This window comes from Rhodococcus sp. NPDC056516 (genome assembly GCF_042794655.1).
GTDB lineage: Bacteria > Actinomycetota > Actinomycetes > Mycobacteriales > Mycobacteriaceae > Rhodococcus_F.
Genome location: NZ_JBHTTG010000003.1, coordinates 87,145 through 105,839 on the forward strand (window position 1 = coordinate 87,145; position 18,695 = coordinate 105,839).

At 62.2% G+C, this 18,695-nt stretch carries 16 protein-coding genes and 1 riboswitch; of the genes, 3 read left to right on the plus strand and 13 right to left on the minus strand.

The features are described from left to right. Positions 1-100: 100 nt before the first annotated feature. The 4 genes from fahA to ACFQ6Y_RS09685 all read right to left on the minus strand — a co-directional run bounded on the left by fahA (position 101) and on the right by ACFQ6Y_RS09685 (position 4,028). Positions 101-1,291 (minus strand): fumarylacetoacetase, encoded by a 1,191-nt coding sequence (gene fahA, locus ACFQ6Y_RS09670; RefSeq protein WP_378631503.1) that lies wholly within the window; start codon positions 1,289-1,291, stop codon positions 101-103. Beyond that, positions 1,288-2,157 (minus strand): hypothetical protein, encoded by an 870-nt coding sequence (locus ACFQ6Y_RS09675; protein WP_378631505.1) that lies wholly within the window; start codon positions 2,155-2,157, stop codon positions 1,288-1,290. Before ACFQ6Y_RS09675 ends, fahA begins: the two co-directional genes overlap by 4 nt. Further along, positions 2,154-3,353, minus strand: coding sequence for a homogentisate 1,2-dioxygenase (locus ACFQ6Y_RS09680; protein WP_378532145.1), 1,200 nt, complete (start codon positions 3,351-3,353; stop codon positions 2,154-2,156). Before ACFQ6Y_RS09680 ends, ACFQ6Y_RS09675 begins: the two co-directional genes overlap by 4 nt. A 108-nt stretch (positions 3,354-3,461) precedes the next feature. After that, complete coding sequence (locus tag ACFQ6Y_RS09685; RefSeq protein WP_378543091.1) at positions 3,462-4,028, minus strand: MarR family winged helix-turn-helix transcriptional regulator; 567 nt, start codon at positions 4,026-4,028, stop codon at positions 3,462-3,464. Between the two features lie 403 nt (positions 4,029-4,431). Here ACFQ6Y_RS09685 and ACFQ6Y_RS09690 point away from each other — a divergent pair, with 403 nt between their 5' ends. Further along, positions 4,432-6,030 carry an ABC transporter substrate-binding protein gene (locus ACFQ6Y_RS09690; RefSeq protein ID WP_378631507.1) on the plus strand — a complete coding sequence of 533 codons (1,599 nt, stop codon included), beginning with the start codon at positions 4,432-4,434 and terminating at the stop codon, positions 6,028-6,030. 58 nt (positions 6,031-6,088) lie between these two features. Here the strand turns inward: ACFQ6Y_RS09690 and metE are convergent, their stop codons facing one another. From metE to ACFQ6Y_RS09725, 7 genes are all read right to left on the minus strand, one after another. Then, complete coding sequence (gene metE, locus ACFQ6Y_RS09695) at positions 6,089-8,353, minus strand: 5-methyltetrahydropteroyltriglutamate--homocysteine S-methyltransferase (RefSeq protein WP_378631510.1); 2,265 nt, start codon at positions 8,351-8,353, stop codon at positions 6,089-6,091. A gap of 158 nt (positions 8,354-8,511) precedes the next feature. Then, positions 8,512-8,713: riboswitch (cobalamin riboswitch) on the minus strand. A gap of 103 nt (positions 8,714-8,816) precedes the next feature. Beyond that, on the minus strand, positions 8,817-9,254 hold the full coding sequence (locus tag ACFQ6Y_RS09700; protein ID WP_378532153.1) for a helix-turn-helix domain-containing protein: 438 nt from the start codon (positions 9,252-9,254) through the stop codon (positions 8,817-8,819). A gap of 216 nt (positions 9,255-9,470) precedes the next feature. Then, complete coding sequence (locus ACFQ6Y_RS09705; protein WP_378631512.1) at positions 9,471-10,100, minus strand: response regulator; 630 nt, start codon at positions 10,098-10,100, stop codon at positions 9,471-9,473. Then, complete coding sequence (locus ACFQ6Y_RS09710) at positions 10,097-11,221, minus strand: sensor histidine kinase (RefSeq protein ID WP_378631515.1); 1,125 nt, start codon at positions 11,219-11,221, stop codon at positions 10,097-10,099. Before ACFQ6Y_RS09710 ends, ACFQ6Y_RS09705 begins: the two co-directional genes overlap by 4 nt. Further along, positions 11,222-12,016: an ABC transporter permease gene (locus tag ACFQ6Y_RS09715; protein ID WP_378631518.1), complete on the minus strand. Its 795-nt coding sequence runs from the start codon at positions 12,014-12,016 to the stop codon at positions 11,222-11,224. It lies immediately after the preceding gene. Continuing rightward, positions 12,016-12,972: an ABC transporter ATP-binding protein gene (locus ACFQ6Y_RS09720; protein ID WP_378631520.1), complete on the minus strand. Its 957-nt coding sequence runs from the start codon at positions 12,970-12,972 to the stop codon at positions 12,016-12,018. The genes ACFQ6Y_RS09715 and ACFQ6Y_RS09720 overlap by 1 nt, the downstream gene beginning before the upstream one ends. 45 nt (positions 12,973-13,017) lie before the next feature. Beyond that, positions 13,018-13,965 (minus strand): DMT family transporter, encoded by a 948-nt coding sequence (locus tag ACFQ6Y_RS09725; protein WP_378543105.1) that lies wholly within the window; start codon positions 13,963-13,965, stop codon positions 13,018-13,020. A 68-nt stretch (positions 13,966-14,033) separates the two neighbouring features. Between ACFQ6Y_RS09725 and ACFQ6Y_RS09730 the strand changes: the two genes are divergently transcribed. Further along, on the plus strand, positions 14,034-14,579 hold the full coding sequence (locus ACFQ6Y_RS09730) for a CGNR zinc finger domain-containing protein (RefSeq protein ID WP_378631523.1): 546 nt from the start codon (positions 14,034-14,036) through the stop codon (positions 14,577-14,579). Between the two features lie 113 nt (positions 14,580-14,692). Further along, the gene (locus ACFQ6Y_RS09735; RefSeq protein WP_378631526.1) at positions 14,693-16,009 is read left to right on the plus strand and encodes an NtaA/DmoA family FMN-dependent monooxygenase; all 1,317 of its coding nucleotides are present in this window, start codon (positions 14,693-14,695) and stop codon (positions 16,007-16,009) included. On the opposite strand, the gene ACFQ6Y_RS09740 is transcribed toward ACFQ6Y_RS09735, so the two are convergent. Further along, entirely contained in the window at positions 15,989-16,954 is a 966-nt protein-coding gene (locus ACFQ6Y_RS09740) for a proline dehydrogenase family protein (protein ID WP_378631528.1), read from the minus strand. The two genes, ACFQ6Y_RS09735 and ACFQ6Y_RS09740, sit on opposite strands and share 21 nt — an antisense overlap. Beyond that, positions 16,954-18,615 carry an L-glutamate gamma-semialdehyde dehydrogenase gene (gene pruA, locus ACFQ6Y_RS09745; RefSeq protein ID WP_378631530.1) on the minus strand — a complete coding sequence of 554 codons (1,662 nt, stop codon included), beginning with the start codon at positions 18,613-18,615 and terminating at the stop codon, positions 16,954-16,956. Before pruA ends, ACFQ6Y_RS09740 begins: the two co-directional genes overlap by 1 nt. Between the last annotated feature and the right edge of the window lie 80 nt (positions 18,616-18,695).

Genomic DNA, 18,695 nt, shown 5'->3' on the forward strand with positions numbered 1-18,695 from the left:
TCTCGATCGCTCTGGATGGTTAGTCCAGCTTATCTTCGGAGAATCGTGAGGCAAGGAATTTCGGACATCAGATCAGCGTGAATCAAACAGTTGTCAATCGTTATCTTTCGGTTTGCGTTGCCGGCAGGATCCGAGCGTGAACATCCCCGAAGCCGATTCGTGATCCCCCGACGCCGGGAGCGGTGGCCGAGATGGCGATGGTGTCGCCGTCTTCGAGAAAGGTTCGAGTCTCGGAGCCCACGGTCACGGGTTCCTTGCCACCCCAGGTCAGTTCGATGAAGGCGCCGCGCTGATCCTTGTCCGGTCCGGAAATGGTTCCGGATGCAAAGAGATCGCCGGTGCTCGCTGCTGCGCCGTTGATAGTGGTGTGCGCGAGCATCTGCGCCGGCGACCAGTACATCTGCGAGTAGGGCGGTCGCGAGACGACGTGGCCGTTCCATTCGACGGCCAAATCGATGTCCAGTCCCCACTTCTCCTCACCGCGCAGGTAGGAGAGCGGTTCGGGGTCCTGCACCGGAGTGTCGATTCGGGCTGCTTCGAGGGCGAGCAACGGTACGACCCACGGCGAGATGGACGTCGCGAAGCTCTTCCCCAGGTTCGGACCGAGGGGGACGTACTCCCACGCTTGGATGTCTCGCGCAGACCAGTCGTTCACGACGACAGCGCCGAAGACGTGCTCGGCGAATTCGTCCGGGGTGATGGAATCGCCCATTTTCGAGGGAGTTCCGACGATGAACCCCATCTCGGCTTCGATGTCGAGGCGACGAGACGGTCCGAAGTCCGGGCTTTCCTGATCGGGTGCCTTCCGCTGTCCGCAGGGACGAACGATGTCGGTGCCGGAGACGACGATGGTGCTCGAGCGCCCGTGGTATCCGACGGGAAGGTGCTTCCAGTTCGGCATCAAAGGCGCGGCGTCGGGACGGAATAGCCGTCCGAGGTTGGTTGCGTGATTCTCCGAGGCGTAGAAGTCGACGTAGTCGGCCACGGCGATCGGCAAGTGCAGTGTCACCGAGTCGACGGAAAACACTGCATCCGAGTCTATTTCACCGGTCACGAGTTCCGAGATCCGGTTTCGCACAGATATCCACTGATTTCGGCCCTGAGCCATGAACGCGTTCAGGGTCGGTTCGGAGAAGACGGAATCACCCAGTGTGGCTGCGAGATCGACCACCGAGTCGGCGACCCGTACACCGATGCGCGGCGACCCTCCCGCGGGGGAGAAGACCCCGTACGGCAGATTGTCGAGCCCGAACAGCGAGTCGGCGGGAATGTCGATGGTCGTGACGGTCATACGAGTGTTCCTTCGGTTTTGTCGGAGCGGACGATCAATCCGAGCCCTTCTAGCTCGGTGAGAGGGTCCGAGATGCTGCAGGTACCGAACGAGAGGAATCGGCGACGCACCTCGCCGGCCTCGGGCTCGGTCAATCCGGCCAGGATTCGCGCGATTGAATCTTGATCACGCTGCGCCAGTGCGGCAACAACTTCCGAACGACCGGCGCCCCGTCTCGCAGCATCGACGGCCACCATGATGTTGAGGAAGCCGTGTTGCTCGAAGCCTGTTTCCGGATCGGTGTTGCGCACGCCGTGGTGCAGTCCCGCGGTTGCCTTGAACGGGATATTTGCTCGGACAACGGATATCACCGCATCTGCGAGCTCTTCCTCGTCCGGGTACGCCTCGGCGACAATCCCGCCGGTTCGAAACTTTGCGGAGTACCCGGCAGTTTCGAGAGCTGTCAGATAGTCCGCGCGCCGATCACCGCGGGGTACCTCGACAAAAATATCGATGTCGAGATGAGCGGCATGGACACGAGCGAGTTCCTCGAAGGCCGCATCGGCGTCCAGCCCGTCAGGAATTCCCACCTCGACGGCGGCGACGTGAACGCCAGGGATGGCGAGCGCATTCGACAGCGCGGCCGCTGTATCGGCTGGGCCGGCCGGCACGGTCAGACTCAGCGTCACCGGGTTGTCTGCCGTAACATACGCGGCCAGTTCGCTCAATCGCGGTGCGGGAAAGACGAAGGGCCCGACCAGTGCGTCGTAGTCCGCCTGCAGGTAGGCGCCGTGGGCCGGAACTGCCTCGGCGAGAGGAGCATTGCCGGGTGGGAAGAGTGCTGCGTCGTCACACAGGCCGCGAAGGAGGGGAGAGATGACCGTCATTGCTGCGGCCCCCGTCCCGCCCAACTCCAGGCGTAGGCACCGTCTTCGCAAGCCAATGCCCCCTCGCCCAATTCGAGCGGCCGGAACGTATCGACCATCACGGCCAGTTCGTCGAAGAACTCGGCGCCGATGCTTCGCTCGTACGCGCCGGGTTGTGGGCCGTGAGCGTGGCCGCCGGGATGAATCGATATCGATCCCTGCCCGATGCCGGAACCCTTGCGTGCCTCGTAGTCACCGCCGCAGTAGAACATGATCTCGTCCGAGTCGACGTTGGAGTGGTAGTACGGCACCGGGATCGACAGGGGGTGGTAGTCGACCTTGCGCGGTACGAAGTTGCAGATAACGAAGTTGTTCCCCTCGAACGCCTGATGTGCCGGCGGCGGCTGGTGAACGCGGCCCGTGATCGGCTCGTAGTCCGAGATGTTGAAGGTGTACGGGTACAGGCAGCCGTCCCAGCCGACGACGTCGAAAGGATGCGTGGGGTACACCATTCGGGTTCCGACGATGCCTGCCGACGTGCGGTGCTTGACCAGTACCTCGACGTCGATGCCTTCGGCGATCATGGGCGCGGTCGGTCCGTGCAGATCTCGCTCGCAGAACGGTGCGTTCTCGAGCAGTTGGCCGAAGCGGGAGAGATAGCGCTTGGGCGGGACGATGTGACTGTTCGCCTCGATGGCGTAAGCGCGGAGTGGCTTGTCGCCCTTGGGGATCCACCGGTGGGTCGTGGACATCGGGATCAGGACGTAGTCACCCTCGCGGGCGTCGAGCGTGCCGAAGACGGTCTCGACGGTAGCCTCGCCGGACTCGACGTAGACCATCTCGTCACCGATTGCATTGCGGTACAGGGGGGATGGTGCGGAAGCAACCACGTAGGAGAGTCGGACATCGGCATTGCCGAGTATGAGACGACGGCCGGTTACCACGTCGGTCTCGTTCCAGATGCTCTCGGGGAACAGTGCATGGAGTTTCAGATGGCGGGGTTTGAGGGGGTGGTTGGGCGTGGTGCTTTGGTCGCGCAGTTCCCAGACCGTTGCGTCGACGATGGCCGACGGAATTTCGCGGTGGTAGAGCAGCGACGAGTCGGAGGAGAAACCTTCCTCACCCATCAGTTCTTCGTAGTAGAGGTTGCCCGACTCGTCACGGTGTTGGGTGTGACGTTTCGGTGGAATGTTGCCGAGTTGTCGATAGAACGCCATGACGGGGCTCCTTCTGTGCTGTTCTGCCTGGCTCACATCCACCAGATAGTAAATACATTAACTAAAATGATGTGATGCGTGCAACCCTCGAGACGGTGTTGATTCGCGTCAGTTACGCCCGCGTACGTCGAATTGGCTGCGGTTGGTGATCAGTTTGTCCAGGAGCATGACAAGGATGCGCTGTTCGGCTTCGCTCAGGACGCTGACCCAGGCGTGCTCGCGTTCGTTTTGCTCGCGAAATGCCTCGACCATGGCTTCCCGGCCCTTGTCGGTCAGGTACAGCTGGACAGAGCGTCCGTCGTTCTCGGTGGGGCGGCGATCGATCAGTCCGTCTGCCAGCAGGGACTTGGACAGGTTGGAGACCGCGGCTCGACTCATCCCGGTGAGCTCGGCGGCAGCCTTCGGCTCGATCGGTCCGGCGAGCCAGGTGACGAACAATAGTCGGAACGACGACCATGACCAGCCGCGAGGGCGGTGGATTGACGACTCGAGATCGTAGGTGACGACGTTGGAGGCTCGATTGAGCGTCAGGAGTACCTCGGTGGCCAGCTGATCGCGAAAGCCGTGTTCGGTGGCCAGTCGCTTGTTGGCCAGTTCGATGAACGACCAGAAATTCAGTTCGCCGACGGTTGCCTGGTCATCGGTTGCCTGGTTGTCGGTCGTCGGGTCATTCATGGCCTAACCCTAGCGTGATCGCGTGGTTCAATACTTAATTAATATGTGTATTACTTCTCTGGACTGTGACGAACCTTGACGACTCGGAAATTCGAGCGCTGTTCCGAACGATCGTGATTGCGCAAGGCGGAGACGACGGCAGGCGGGAGATCGAGCACCCTTCGTGGTGGGATCAGTTCGCCGAGGCGCAGTGGAAGGCTCGACGATGCCATCTGGTTGGTGTTCAGCGGACCAGAGTCATCTAGAATTCGATTCTCTTTTCCTCGTCAATATTGTGAATCATCGTCTCAGCTTTGCGAAATCGCAGACACAGAATGAGTCCTTACCTAGAATTCACTCACAAATCTGTCGGGTGTTGGATCCATGAGATCGACGTGTCCGTGAACTGTGAAAGTGAGTCGCAATGAAGCGCTCGTACCGAGCTCGCGCTCGAATCTGGATGGTTGTCCTGGCGTCGGCGACACTGGTGGTGACCGGGTGTGCGAGTAGCGGCCAAGGTACGACCACGGATGCATCGGACGTGACGGTCGGAGTTGTCGGCGACCAGAACGACGGGGGAGAGCCACGCTCAGGTGGCACGGTCTCGTTTGCGACGTACAACGGAATCAGCAGTCTCGACCCAGCAGACCGTCAGGACGGCGGCGCTACCGGTGGTAGCGAAATGGCAGCCATTTACGACCTTTTGATGCGCTTCGATACCGCTGCGGGAGAATATGTTCCCCACATGGCGCAGACTTTGTCTGCCAACGACGACAACACGGTGTGGACACTGAAATTGCGCGACGGTGTCACCTTCAGCGACGGCACCGCGATGGACAGTGCAGCAGTGTTGTGGAGCATCGATCACTATCTGCAGAAGAAGGGAACTCACGCGCTGGTGTGGAAGACCGCTGTGCGCGAGATGAATTCACCGGATCCGAGTACGGTCATCTTCACCTTGGCGCAGCCGTGGGACGAGTTCCCGATCATGTTCACCACTGGCCCCGGCATGATCGTCGCACCCTCGTCGATGGCAACCGGCACGTTCGTCCCGGTCGGGGCAGGCCCGTTCACCGTCGAGAAGTTCGCTTCCCAGGACGAATTGGTGCTCGCTGCCCGTACGACGTACTGGGACGGGGCGCCGTATCTCGAGAAGTTGCGCTTCCCGGCAATTGTCAACGAGAAGAGCAAACTGGAGGGCCTACACACCGACGGAATTCAGGTTGCCTATCTGAAGTCTCCCGATTTCATTCACGAGGCTTTCGAAGCCGGCGATCCGGGATTTGTGTACTCGGCCAGCATGGCCGGTGTCCTGGCGATCAATCAGCGCGACGATCGGGCGGCGAAGGACGAGCGTGTGCGAAAGGCGATCGTCGCTGCGGTGGATCCGAATACGTTCAACGAGCGGGTTCAAGGCGGCTTCGGCGAACCTGGCACAGACATGTTCGCGTCGTGGTCGCAATGGCACGGTTCGGTGGCGGGAAACGGTTTCGATCCCGAGGCTGCGAAGAAGTATCTGGCCGAGGCGAAGGCCGACGGTTACGACGGAAAACTGACCTACGTCGGAATGAACGATCCGGCGACGCAACGCAGCGCGCTGACGTTTCAGTCGCTCTTGCAGGCAGTGGGTTTCACGGTCGACATCACCTACGCAACCAGCATCAACGATCTGATCTCCATGCTGTATGCCAAGCACGACTACGACGTGTCCTACTTCGCGTTCAACGTTCTCGAAGAGTCACCGTTCGTGCGTATGTACGGCAATCTGTTCAGTGAGTCGCCGTCGAATATCCTCGGCTACAAGAACGCTCGGATGGACGAGTTGCTCGGCAAACTGCAGACGGCGTCGGGGGAGGAAGAGCGTCGAGCCGTCATCGACGACATCCAGACAGTAGTCAACGAGACGGCGCCGATGGCTGTGGTCAACTCCGGCAAGGTCTTCATTCCGTGGCGCGAGAACGTGCACGGAGTGACGCCGAGTGCGGACGGAATTCTGCTCTTCGGCAATACGTGGTTGAGCTGACCCCCGTGCGCCTTTTTGGTAGTGCCCACTACCAAAAAGGCGCACAGGGGCTTTGCCCCTAAAGCTCCGCTCGGACCAACTTCGCGGCTTCGACGAGGTTACGCAGCGATGCTTCGACCTCGACCGGGCCGCGGGTCTTCAAACCGCAGTCCGGATTGACCCACAACCGTTCGACCGGAACAGCTTTGAGTGCCTCACGCAGTGATTCGGCGATCTCGTCGACGCTCGGCACACGCGGTGAGTGGATGTCGTAGACGCCCGGGCCGACGCCGAGGTCGAACCCGACCGAACTGAGATCGTCGAGCACCTCCATGTGTGATCGCGCCGCCTCGATGGACGTGACGTCCGCGTCGAGACCGGCAATGGCACCGATCACCGCTCCGAACTCGGAGTAGCACAGGTGGGTGTGGATCGCGGTGGAATCTGCGACGCCCGAGGTGGCCAACCGGAAAGCGCCGACGGACCAGTCCAGATAGGCGGGCTGGTCCGCCGCACGCAGCGGGAGTAGTTCACGTAGTGCGGGTTCGTCGACCTGGATGATTCCGATTCCGGCGGCCTGCAGATCGACCGTCTCGTCTCGAATGGCCAGTGCGACTTGATTCGCCGAGTCGGCGAGCGGTTGGTCGTCGCGGACGAAGGACCAGGCAAGGATGGTGACGGGCCCGGTCAGCATGCCCTTGACCGGCTTGTCGGTCAGCGATTGTGCGTACGTGATCCAGTCGACGGTCATCTGCTTCGGACGCGAGACGTCGCCGTACAGAATCGGCGGACGCACGCAGCGGGTGCCGTACGACTGGACCCACCCGTTGGCGGTGGCGAAGAACCCGTCCAACTGCTCCGCGAAGTACTGGACCATGTCGTTGCGTTCCGGCTCACCGTGAACAAGTACGTCGAGATCCAGCTTTTCTTGGAGCGCAACAACTTCGGCGATCTCGGCGCGCATACGGTTGACGTACTCGGCTTCGTCGATCTCGCCCTTGCGCAGCGCCGCGCGAGCGATGCGGATCTTCGACGTTTGCGGGTACGAGCCGATGGTTGTCGTGGGGAGCGGCGGAAGAGAGAGCAACTCGTCCTGGGCCGCACGGCGTTCGGCGGCGGGTGCGCGACCGGTTGCCGAGTTCAGAACGGCGTCGAGACGGCCTCGAACACTCGCGTCGTTGAGTCTGCGATCGTCCTTGCGGGTCGAGGCGGCCGCTCGTGCCAGAGCGAACTCGTCTTCCACCGATTCTCGGCCCTGTGTGAGAGCGGTTGCGAGAGTGACTACTTCCTTGACCTTCTCGGTGCCGAACGCGAGCCACGAGCGCAGTGCCTTGTCGACCCCGGCTTCCGCGTCGAGCGTGTACGGAACGTGCAGCAGAGAGCACGACGTCGAGACAGCAAGCGTATCGACGCTTCCCAGCAGAGCGCCCAATGTGCTCAGTGCCGAGTCCAGATCCGACCGCCAGATGTTTCGTCCGTCGACCACTCCGGCGACGACCAGTTTGCGGGCGAGTTCAGGTACGGAGCCGATCGAATCCTGACCGGCCACCAGGTCGACGGCAAATCCTTCGACGCCGGTCGAAGCAAGTGCGGGCAACGCGTCACGCAGCGAACCGAAGTACGACGCCAACAGAATCGACGGTCGCTCCGAAAGTGCCGAAAGCTGTTCGTACGCAGCGCGTGCCGCTTCGATCTCCTCGTCGGTGCGATCGCCCACGAGTGCCGGTTCGTCGAGCTGGACCCACCCTGCACCGGCCTTCGCGAGCCTGCCGAGTAGGTCCGCATAGAGGGGGAGTAGTTCGTCGAGCCGCGAGAGCAGCGGCTCGTCTGTGCCGACAGCCTTCGAGAGCAGCAGGAAGGTAACCGGTCCGATGACGACCGGGCGGGCTGCAATGCCGTCGGAAAGCGCTTCTGCCAGTTCGGACAAGACCTTGGACGGGTCGAGTTCGAAAGTGGTGGACGGTGAGATCTCCGGCACCAGGTAGTGGTAGTTGGTGTCGAACCACTTCGTCATTTCCAGCGGCGCAATGGTGTCCGTCCCACGGGCAGCTGCAAAGTAACGGTCCAACGGATCGGTGACGGGTGCGACGCGATCGGGTAGTGCGCCGAGAAGAACTGCGGTGTCGAGCATCTGGTCGTAGAAGGAGAAGGTGTTGACCGGGATTGAGTCGAGGCCCAGGTCACGGAGGTCGGCCAAGCCCTGCCGACGGAGGTCACGGGCCACGCTCTGCAAGGCGTCGGCGTCGATGCGCCCCGCCCAGTAGCTTTCGGTTGCCCGCTTGAGTTCTCGATGAGGACCGATGCGCGGTGAGCCCAGCACGGTCGAAGTGAATGTCGTTGTCACGGAGTTTCTCCAGATTGCCAATGCATTGATGGCCACTGCCGGCAGACGGGTACACCTCACGAGACCTCGAGTTTCGGCGGGCAGCACTGCCCGCACCGCACACGAGGCTCGATGGAGATCTACACGCCCATTCCACGAGGCGGTGGACCGTCGGGCACGGCGTGCCCGACACAGTCGGCAGGTCTTCGGACTCGCGGGCACTCGATCGAGTTGGATCGAACCTACTGGCCGTCGCTTCCCAGGCGGATGCCCAGTGCACATAAACGGCGGTCGTTCCTGCTTACCGCTGCGGGACAGTCCCGGATTTTCACCGGGTTCCCTCTCACTCCGACAGCTTGCGCTGACGGGGCTTCGACGCCGGGAACGGTCTTCGGGGCTCCTCATGACCGTGCCGGGCGAACCAGCTGCATCGACCAGCATAAGGCCAACCCTCCCTGAGCAGTCAAGGAGAGTCGACGAAGCACTAAGCGCGAGACATGTAGGAATTCGAGTCCGGTGGTACGCGCGGAAGATTCTCCGAGGAGCGCAGATTTTCCGCCATTTCCACGAGCAGATCCTGCGACGACGGTGAGAGGTCGACGACTCGCGAGGTGAGGTTTCGCAGGCGCACGTTATGCAACTGTTCGAGTAGAGAAAGGTCAGCTTCGCCACCGGAGATGGCGGGCGGAGTGTGGTCGGACGGGGCGTAGAAGTAGTCCGGATGGACGTTGAAGAAGTGCGCGAGGGCGGCAACCACTTCCGGTGACGGATTGGTTCGGACGCCGGTGCGCAGTTGTGACAGATACGGAGTCGAAATGCGGCAACCGAAATCGGTCATGCCGCGAACGACCATCGCATTGGTGACGTGAAAGTCGGCAGTCTCGAACAGCGAGTTCAATCGATCGTTGAACTGGTTCGACATGAGACGCCCCTTCCCCGTTACACAGGCTCCGTCAATTCAATTAACTGCATCATAGCCAGTTATCGAACGATTAGCTGTTTCGGACTTGCGTGACCGGGTAGTTTTCTGGGCAAATCCCTAGGGTATAAGGTCCCTACTTTGAGTGATCTGGACAAATTGCCATCGATGAACGAGCGGCGAACTATTTGCCGGGAAGCGGGTTCTCTCCCGTTCTGATCAGAGCCAGCCGTTCGACTCGGCAATCCTGACGGCTTCGGCGCGTGTCGTGGCACCGGTTTTACCCATCGCGGCCGACAGATGATTTCGAACCGTTCCCGGGGAGAGGAAGAGTTCCGCCGCGATTGCCGCCACGGGCGCGCCGTCGTGTGCGGCCCGAAGGACTTGGGTCTCACGTTCTGTCAGGGGCGACTCGCCGCTGACGAGGCTGTCGGCCGCAAGGGTGGGATCGACGACGCGCAATCCGGCGTGGACACGTCTGACGGCGTCGGCAAGCTGCCTGGCGGGCGTGTCCTTGACGACGAACCCGCCGGCCCCGGCGTGCAGGGCTTTGCGAAGAAATCCGGGACGTCCGAACGTGGTGACGATCAGGACTCGGGTGTCGGGTGCTGCCTCGCGAAGAGCTGCTGTCGCGGCGATCCCGTCCATGCCAGGCATCTCGACATCGAGAAGCGCGACATCCGGGCGGTGCTTGAGAACGGCGGCCACGACCTCGTCACCGCGGCCGACCTCGGCCACTACGGACAGGTCGGATTCCAGATCGAGCAGCGCGGCCAGCGCTCCTCGCACGAGTGCCTGGTCGTCCGCCAAGAGCAGCCGTATGGATGCCCGCTCGCCCTGGTTGCTCACACTTTCTCCTGTTCGAATACCTGAAGTGCAAACCCCTGCGGCTGGGGATGAGTGATGATCACTCGTGCGCCCGACGCACCGGCTCGCTCTCGCAATCCGATCAGACCGTTGCCGGAAGACACCGACCCGGCCCCGTGTCCGTCGTCGACGACAGTCGCGCTTTTCTCGTCGACCGTGATCCGGCAGTGTGTTGCCCCGCTGTGCCGAACCACGTTGGTCACGCCCTCGCGGATCGTCCATGCGAAGAGTTCACGAAGGCGCGTAGGAACCATGTCGGTACTGCTCGGCACCTCGTCTTCGATCCCTGCCGCGCGCAATGCCTCTCGCGCACGGGCTATCTCGACGGGTAGCGAAATCCCACGAAATCCTTCGACTGCCGAGCGGACGTCTGCCAACGCGTCGCGAGAGAGTCTTTCAACGTCGTCGAGTTCGCTGCGCGCGCGTTCGATGTCCACGTCCAGTAACCGGTTGGCCAATTCGGCTTTGATCGTGATGACGGTCAGTGAGTGTCCGAGTATGTCGTGCAGATCGCGCGCCATCCTCGTTCGCTCCTCCATGATCGCTCGCTGCTCCTGCTCTTCGCGTTCATGGAGCATGGCGAAGTTACGGCTGATCAGGGACATGATTCCCCACGTCGCAAAAGCGGCCGCGCAGACACCGAGTGAGAGGCCGGAGTAATTCCCCCACCCTGACGAGAGGCTCACTATCTCCACGGAGGCCGCGAACACCAAGGCGAGAATGCCGCCCGCGACGGTCGGGAGCAGCGTCACCGCTGTCACCGCGAGATAAGGGGCCGCTGCCAATCCCGTCGGCCCGACGCTGACGATCATCACAGCGGCCAGCGCGGTCAAGGCGGCCAGAGCCAGTGCAGCTTCGCGAATCGTCGGCCGAGTCATCGTCATTCGTCGCCGCTGCTGCGTTGTGGCGAAGGTGTAGAGGTAGAGCGCACCGAAGGCGATCGTCGCGAGAATCCCTGTCCAGCCGCGCAGTTCGTCGCGCAGATTCCATCCCTCGATCAGCGGTCCGCCGAGAAACACCATCCAGACCGCCGCGAAGAGAACGCCGAAACGATTCCGTCGCGGCAATGCGACGGAATCGTTTCGGTCAGTCGTTTCCGACAACTACACACGCTCCGTATCTCGTTGGAATCGCCAGATCGCTCCGCCGGCGAAGATGGCGAACCACACCAGGATATTGACGATCCAGGTCCAATGAATGTTATTGCCCGTCAGCGGTGCGTGGGCGAGGGCATTGATGCCGAACATCGGTGTGAACTGCGCGATGCTCGCCCATACCGAACCGTCTTCGAGCGGCACGAAGAGTCCGCCGCCGAAGGCGAGCAGGGCCAGTCCTGGCCCGAGCAACTGCATGACGTTCTCGCTGGGCAGCAGATATCCCATGAACAGGCCGAACGCCGCGAAGATCGACGATCCCAGCCACGCGATCAATGCTGTTGTGAACCACAGTGATCCGTCCATCTGAGCGGAGGTGAACGAGCCGACGGCGTAGACCACGAGAATCGAGACGAGCCCGAGCAGCATTGCCATGATCAGTTTGACGGCGATGTAGGCGACTGGCGTCAGGGGAGTCAGCCGAAGTTGCCGGCTCCATCCCGACGCCCGTTCGATCGAGACCATCGCTCCGCCGCTGGTCGTGGCCAGCATCGCGCCGTACAGCGCCATGCTGATCATGATGTACGCGGCGACATTGCCACGCCCGATCCCGTGATCGTCGTCGCCTTGACCGAGCCCGAAGACGAGGAAGAAGACAACCGGCATGACGAGCGTGAAGATCATCGTGCGCCGATTGCGGGTCAGACGACGGAATTCCAGTCGCAGAAGCGTCGTGTTGAATCCGCCGAGAGGTACGACGGTTCGCTCGGCCCCGTAGGTGTTCGGTTCGGTTGCAGTGGTCATCACTTCTGTCCTTCGGAGTTGTTCGACGTGAGTGCGATGAAGGCGTCTTCGAGACCGCGGGAGACGATTTCGAGATCGCGAGCCTGCGTGTTGGTCAACAGGAACCGTGCAACGGCGTCGGTGTCGCCCGAGTGCACGAGCAGTGACTCGCCACGCACCTCGACGGCGTCCGAGTTCGGTATCGCGCGCAGGAGTTCGTCGGTGATGCCGGGGACTGTCGCGCGCAGGGTCCGTCCGGACGCCATGGACTTGACCTCGGCTGTGGTCCCGTCTGCGACCACGGTGCCTTGCCGGACCAGGATGATGCGGTCGGCGTAGACATCGGCTTCTTCGAGGTAGTGCGTCGCAAAGAGCACAGTGCGACCGTGATCGGCGTCGGCGCGGATGGCGGACCAAAAGTCCCGTCGCCCTTCGACGTCCATGCCGGTGGTCGGCTCGTCCAGAATGAGCAATTGCGGGTCCGACAGCAACGCCATCGCAAATCGCAGGCGTTGTTGTTGTCCGCCGGAGCATTTGCTGACGAGGCGATCGGAGATGTCGAGGATTCCGGCTCTCCCCAGCACCTCGTCGACCGGACGGGAATGGGCGTACAGACTGGCGGTCAGCTGTACGGTCTCGGCCACTGACAGTTCTTTGAGCAGCCCGCCGGTCTGCATGACTGCGGACACGAGTCCGCGCGCTATCGCTGATCGAGGTGACATTCCGAAGACGCTCACCTCGCCCGACGTCGGCCGGGACAGGCCGAGAATCATGTCGATGGTCGTGGTCTTGCCTGCGCCGTTCGGGCCGAGGAACGCGACGATCTCGCCGGGGCGGATGCTCAGGTCGATTCCCTTGACTGCGTCGACGGTGCCGAAACTCTTGCGAAGTCCGGTCAACCGGACGGCGTCGTGTGTCGATCCTTCACTGAGTGGATGCAGTGCCTGTGGTGAATGCCGTGCCTGTGCTGAGGTCATACATAGAATCTGCTCGCTTCGAGGACGTGAACCCTCGTCCGTCCGTCATTCTTCTGCCATGACATTTGTCATCGGGTCGGCCGGTATCTGTTTCGGTGCAACCTGGCCGAGTCGGGCGAGGACCAAACCGGCGATGATGGCTGCACCGCCCGCAGCTTGTAGTGCGGTGACGGACTCCCCGACCAGGATCCAGGCGGCGACAACCGCACACAGCACTTCGGTCAGCGCTACCAGGGATCCGATGGTTGGTCCCAGGAGCGTGATCGCGGCGATGCCGGTGAGATAGGCGATGACGGTGCTGACCAGGACGAGAACCGTTACCGGCAGCCACACGCCCACCGAGTGTTCTGCCACGACGGTGTTAGAGGCCGAGAACTGGAAGGGGAGGATGCCGACGAGTCCGAGGGTGCCGATGACCAGTGCGCTGACGGTGAGCCCGGACGCCGCGAGTACAACGGGATGGAGGTCGCCGTCCGCGCGCTCGGAAATGACGAAATAGACTGCAAGACAGGCAGCTGCCGCCAATCCCCAGGCGACGCCGACGGCACTGATCTCCGCCGATCCGAAGACGTCGATCACCACGGCGGCACCGATCAGGGCAACCGCTGCACCGAGAAGTGTCTGCACACTCGGGCGCGCGCCTTTGGTGATCCACACCCACCCGATGACGATGATCGGTGCAAGGTATTCGAGCAGCAGGGCGACTCCGACCGAAAGATGTTGCACGGCATTGAAGAAGCACAGTTGAACGCCCGAGATCGCGAACACCCCGTACAGCAGTACCGTTCGCGTGTGGGCGCTCACCTGGCGTAGGCGATTCCACTGAGTGGCTACTGCGATCACCATCATCACCAGTGCGCCGCCGGCAACGCGCGCGAACACTGCGCCGCCGGGGGACCACCCTGATTCGATGAGAGATTTCGCGAACGGGCCCGATACGCCGAACGTTGCCGCGGACAGCAGAGCGAAGATCAAGCCGTTGCGAGAGTTCACGTCGTCACCCGTCAGGAGTAAAAGCGATTACGATGCTGACATTAGGTTGATACAGCTCAGGAGTCAAAGTGCATTTTGCTGGTGACACGGAATCGGCGCTCGTCTTCGCTGCCTCGTTGGTCAACACGGACCGCGGCGGGGCCGAACTGCTTCCGGATCAAGAGGAACTGACACGGTTTCTCGACGCGGATCACTGGACCGGCAGGCGGGACGGCACGCTGGAGGAATTGACGGCGGTTCGTGCACTGCGTCCCAGGCTGCGACAGTTCTGGGAAGTTGCGGGAGTGGACAACGCCGTCGAGGTGGTGAACACTCTGTTGCTCGAATCGGGTGCGCGGCCGCGGCTCACCAGGCACGACGACCTCGGTTGGCATCTGCACGTCACCGCCGACGATTCGCCGCTGGTGGACCGGATGGCCGCAGAAGCGGCGATGGGTGTGCTCGATCTGATCCGAACCGACGAATTCTCGAGACTGCGATGGTGTGAGGCCCCGGACTGCGGCGCGGTCTTCGTGGATCTGTCGCGCAATCGTTCGAAGCGATACTGCGACACCGGAAACTGTGGGAACAGGGCACACGTCGCCGCCTATCGTGCCCGTAGATCCAGGGTGTAACCGAGTGGTGTTCGGAGGGTTAGGACCAGGCTGAGTGAATACCTTGTCGGGAGCCAGGATCGGTCTAGCGTTGTGAAGTCGGAACAGATTTCGCGAAGCCAGGAGGATATTCGGTGGCCGATCGTAGGCGTCCGCTCAAAACGGTGACCGGTGTCAGCGGGGCGGCGAGTATCTACGACGCCGCGATCGATCCGACGACTTCGACGCTCGCGTCCGCGATCGAAATCGCGAAGACGGCCGAGGCGAACAAGATCGACGGACTGTTTGCCGCCGACCTGTTGAGCTTCGGTGCGCAGGGCGCGATCGGCGCGCAGGAACCGCTGATCTTTCTTGCCGCGCTGAGTGCAGTAACCACCCACGTGGGCCTCATCGCGACCGTCACGACCACGTTTCATCACCCTTTCAACCTGGCGCGGTTGTTCGGCACCCTCGACCATGTCAGCAACGGCAGAGCTGCGTGGAATGCGGTCACTTCCTCACTCGGAGAAGAGAACTACAGTGATTTGACGCTGCCGAGCCCGGAGGAGCGGTACGCCCGAGCGGCAGAGTCGCTCGAGGTCGTCAACGCACTGTTCGACAGCTGGAAGCCCGGTGCCCTGGTCCAGGGCAAAGGGTCCGCAGTGCTGGATCCGTCGCGGGTGGTCCCCATCGAGCACCGAGGCAAGTATTTCACCGTGCAGGGGCCGTTGAACATTCCCTCACTGCCGCAGCGTCGTCCGGTTCAATTCCAGGCGGGCCAGTCTGCCGGGGGTATCGAACTTGGTGCTCGCTTCGCAGAGGTCGTATTCACCTCTCTCCCAACCTTCGAGGACGCGGTCACCTACACGAAGACCATTCGCGCAAGGGCGGCAGAGTTGGGGCGTGGGGACGAACTGCCACTGATTTTCAGCTCGTTCCACGCAACGTACGGCGCCACCGAAGCCGAAGTCGACCGATTGGTCCGAGAGGCCGAGGAATCGACAAACTTCGACGCCGGACGCACGCGGCTTGCCGACATGTTCGGCGGCGACGTGGATTTCTCGGAATTGCCGCTGGACCGGCCGATCCCGGAGTCGTTGATCCCGGACCCGTCGTCGGTGAATCGACGACGGGGTCGGGTCGAGATCTTCGGCAAGCTCGCCGCGCAAGGAAAGACGCTGCGTGAGTTGATCATCGCCTCCAGGGATACCGGCCACTGGGCAGCGGCGGGCACCCCGGAACATCTCGCGGATGCGATCGCGGAGCGTTACGACGCGGGTGTCCTCGACGTCATCACCCTCGGTGACCTTGCCGATCCGCGCACGCGCGATTTCGTCACGAACGGTCTGCTGCCGGAACTACGCAAGCGCGGAATCGTGGGAACGGACTACGTCGGCGGTACGTTCCGCGAGAATCTCGAGTTGCCGCCGCTGCCAACAGTTTCCGGCGCCTTAGTTGTTGGAGGCGAGTGAGCGCATGAAGAACATGAGGTTGGCCGGTCGTTCCGCGAGGCGACGCATGAAGTAGCCGTACCACTGGCTGCCGTAGGGAACGTAGACCCGCAGGTGATTGCCTTCGGCGACCAATCTGCGTTGTTCGCCGTCGCGGATGCCGTAGAGCATCTGGAACTCGAAATCCTCGGGTGTCCGCTCGGTGAGTGTGGCGAGTTCGAGTGCGGCGTCGATCATCGCGGGGTCATGGGAGGCGACCATCGGGTATCCGTCACCCTCCATCAAGACCTTCAGGCAACGCAGGTACGACGCGTCGACTTCGGCGGGCTTTTGAAATGCGACCCCTGCCGGCTCTTTGTATGCGCCCTTGCACAGGCGAATTCGCGAGTCCGGTCCGGAGAACTCGCGACAATCGGCTTCCGTGCGGTGCAGATAGGCCTGCAGAACGGTACCGAGCGTCGGGAAGTCGCGGCGCAATTCTTTCACGATGGACAGCGTCGAGTCGGTGGTGGTGTGATCCTCTGCGTCGACGGTGACCCACGCTCCCACTTCGTCCGCTGCTGTGAGAATTCGGTGTGCATTCGCCAGCGCAATCTTCTCACCGTCGCCGGGGAGCGACTGCCCCAGTGCGGAGAGTTTGAGTGAGACCTCGAAGGGGTGTTGCGTCCCGGCAGTGTCGGAAAGCGTTGCATAGGTGCGGAGAAGAGAGAGATAGGCGTCGACGGTCGCCGTTGCCTGAGCTGGATCGGTGGTGTCCTCGCCGAGGTAGTCGACCGTCGCGAACCGGCCACCGGTGAGGATGTCGCGTACGGCGGAGACCGCTGCGGGTTCCGCGTCGCCGGCGACAAATCTGTCTACCAGCTTGCGGGTCAAGGCCATTCCGGAGACTGTCTTCTCCAGTCGCGGCGAGCGCGCTGCCGCCAGAAGTACAGGGCGCAGCGGGTTGCTCAGGGACACGGCACTCATCAACGGTTCTCGCTTTCGGCTGAATCGACGTCCTGGTGGGGGTAACGATGATCGGTGGGAGGAACGAAGGTTTCCTTCACGGTTCGCGTCGAAGCCCAACGGAGTAGATTCTGTGGCGAACCGGCCTTGTCATTGGTGCCCGAGGCCCGTGCACCTCCGAAGGGTTGTTGTCCGACAACCGCTCCCGTCGGCTTGTCGTTGACGTAGAAGTTTCCGGCGGCGAACCGCAGACCATGGTGAGCCTGATCGACGGCGGCACGGTCGGTGGCGATCACGGCGCCGGTCAGAGCGTAGGCGGATCCGCTGTCGATACGAGCGAGGGTGTCGGCGTAGGCATTCGGCGCGGAGTCGTCGTAAACGTGCAACGAGAGTATGGGACCGAAGTACTCGGTGCTGAATGCCTCGTCACTGGGGTCGTCGCCGAGCAGGACGGTCGGCGAGATGAAGAACCCTTCGCGGTCGTCGTAGTCGCCGCCCGCTGCGATGGTGAGGCTGCTGGTCGACTTGGCGCGGACGATCGCGGCGGCGTTGCGGTCGAAGGAACGCTGGTCGATGACGGCGCCGCCGAAGTTCGTCAGGTCGGTGACGTCGCCGTACTTCAGTGACGACACCGTGTCGATGAACGTGTCGCCCATCTTGGCCCACACCGACTTCGGAACGAATGCGCGTGACGCGGCCGAGCATTTCTGTCCCTGGTAGTCGAAGGCCCCGCGGATCAACGCCGTCGTGAGTACGTCCGGGTCAGCGGAACTGTGTGCGAGTACAAAATCTTTGCCGCCGGTTTCGCCGACGAGACGCGGATACGTCCGGTAGTTCGAGATGTTGGCTCCGACCTCACGCCACAATCGCTGGAACGTTGCGGTGGATCCGGTGAAGTGGATGCCCGCCAGGCGGGGGTCGGCAAGCGCGACCTCGGACACCATGGGGCCGTCGCCGAGAACAAGATTGATCACCCCGGGCGGGAGGCCGGCGGCTTCGAGTAGTTGCATCGTCAGGTACGCCGCGACGGCCTGCGTCGGTGACGGCTTCCAGATCACGGTGTTGCCCATCAGGGCCGGTGCGGTGGGTAGATTTCCGGCGATGGCGGTGAAATTGAAGGGCGTGATCGCGTAGACAAAGCCTTCGAGCGGCCGATATTCGACGCGATTCCATACTCCCGGAGCGGAAACGGGCTGGTCGGCGAGTATCTGACGAGCGAATGCGACGTTGAATCGCCAGAAGTCGATCAGTTCGCACGGTGCGTCGATCTCGGCCTGATATGCGGTCTTGGACTGCCCGAGCATTGTTGCGGCGGCGATGGTTTCACGCCACGGTCCGGAGAGCAGGTCGGCAGCTCTCAGGAAGACTGCAGCCCGGTCGTCGAACGAGAGGTCGCGCCAGGCGGGGGCGGCGAGGGTGGCGGCGTCGATTGCGTCTCGAACGTCCGAGTGCGTTGCGCCCGCAAATGATCCGATCACGGAACTGTGACGGTGTGGTTGAACGACCTTCTCCCGCTTACCTTCCGCGGTGCGGTGGACGCCACCGATGACCTGTCTGATGTCGGTCGGTGTTTCGGCCAGTTCGGTCAGCTTGGTGCGTAGGCGAGATCGTTCCGGGCTTCCCGGCGCGTAATTGTTGACCGGTTCGTTGGAGGGGCGGGGGACATTGGTGACGGCGTCCATGACGATCCTTCGGCAGACTCAGGAGTGGGCAGTTGTCGTGTTGTTCACCAGTCAAGTCGAAAGATCTCGGTGAGTAATCC

Coding starts and splice junctions, on each gene's coding strand:
- ACFQ6Y_RS09700 (WP_378532153.1), bottom strand. CDS start 9,254: ATGTCGAACCAGTTCAACGATCGATTGAACTCGCTGTTCGAGACTGCC.
- ACFQ6Y_RS09685 (WP_378543091.1), bottom strand. CDS start 4,028: ATGAATGACCCGACGACCGACAACCAGGCAACCGATGACCAGGCAACC.
- ACFQ6Y_RS09690 (WP_378631507.1), top strand. CDS start 4,432: ATGAAGCGCTCGTACCGAGCTCGCGCTCGAATCTGGATGGTTGTCCTG.
- ACFQ6Y_RS09740 (WP_378631528.1), bottom strand. CDS start 16,954: ATGAGTGCCGTGTCCCTGAGCAACCCGCTGCGCCCTGTACTTCTGGCG.
- pruA (WP_378631530.1), bottom strand. CDS start 18,615: ATGGACGCCGTCACCAATGTCCCCCGCCCCTCCAACGAACCGGTCAAC.
- ACFQ6Y_RS09675 (WP_378631505.1), bottom strand. CDS start 2,157: ATGACGGTCATCTCTCCCCTCCTTCGCGGCCTGTGTGACGACGCAGCA.
- fahA (WP_378631503.1), bottom strand. CDS start 1,291: ATGACCGTCACGACCATCGACATTCCCGCCGACTCGCTGTTCGGGCTC.
- ACFQ6Y_RS09680 (WP_378532145.1), bottom strand. CDS start 3,353: ATGGCGTTCTATCGACAACTCGGCAACATTCCACCGAAACGTCACACC.
- ACFQ6Y_RS09720 (WP_378631520.1), bottom strand. CDS start 12,972: ATGACCTCAGCACAGGCACGGCATTCACCACAGGCACTGCATCCACTC.
- ACFQ6Y_RS09715 (WP_378631518.1), bottom strand. CDS start 12,016: ATGACCACTGCAACCGAACCGAACACCTACGGGGCCGAGCGAACCGTC.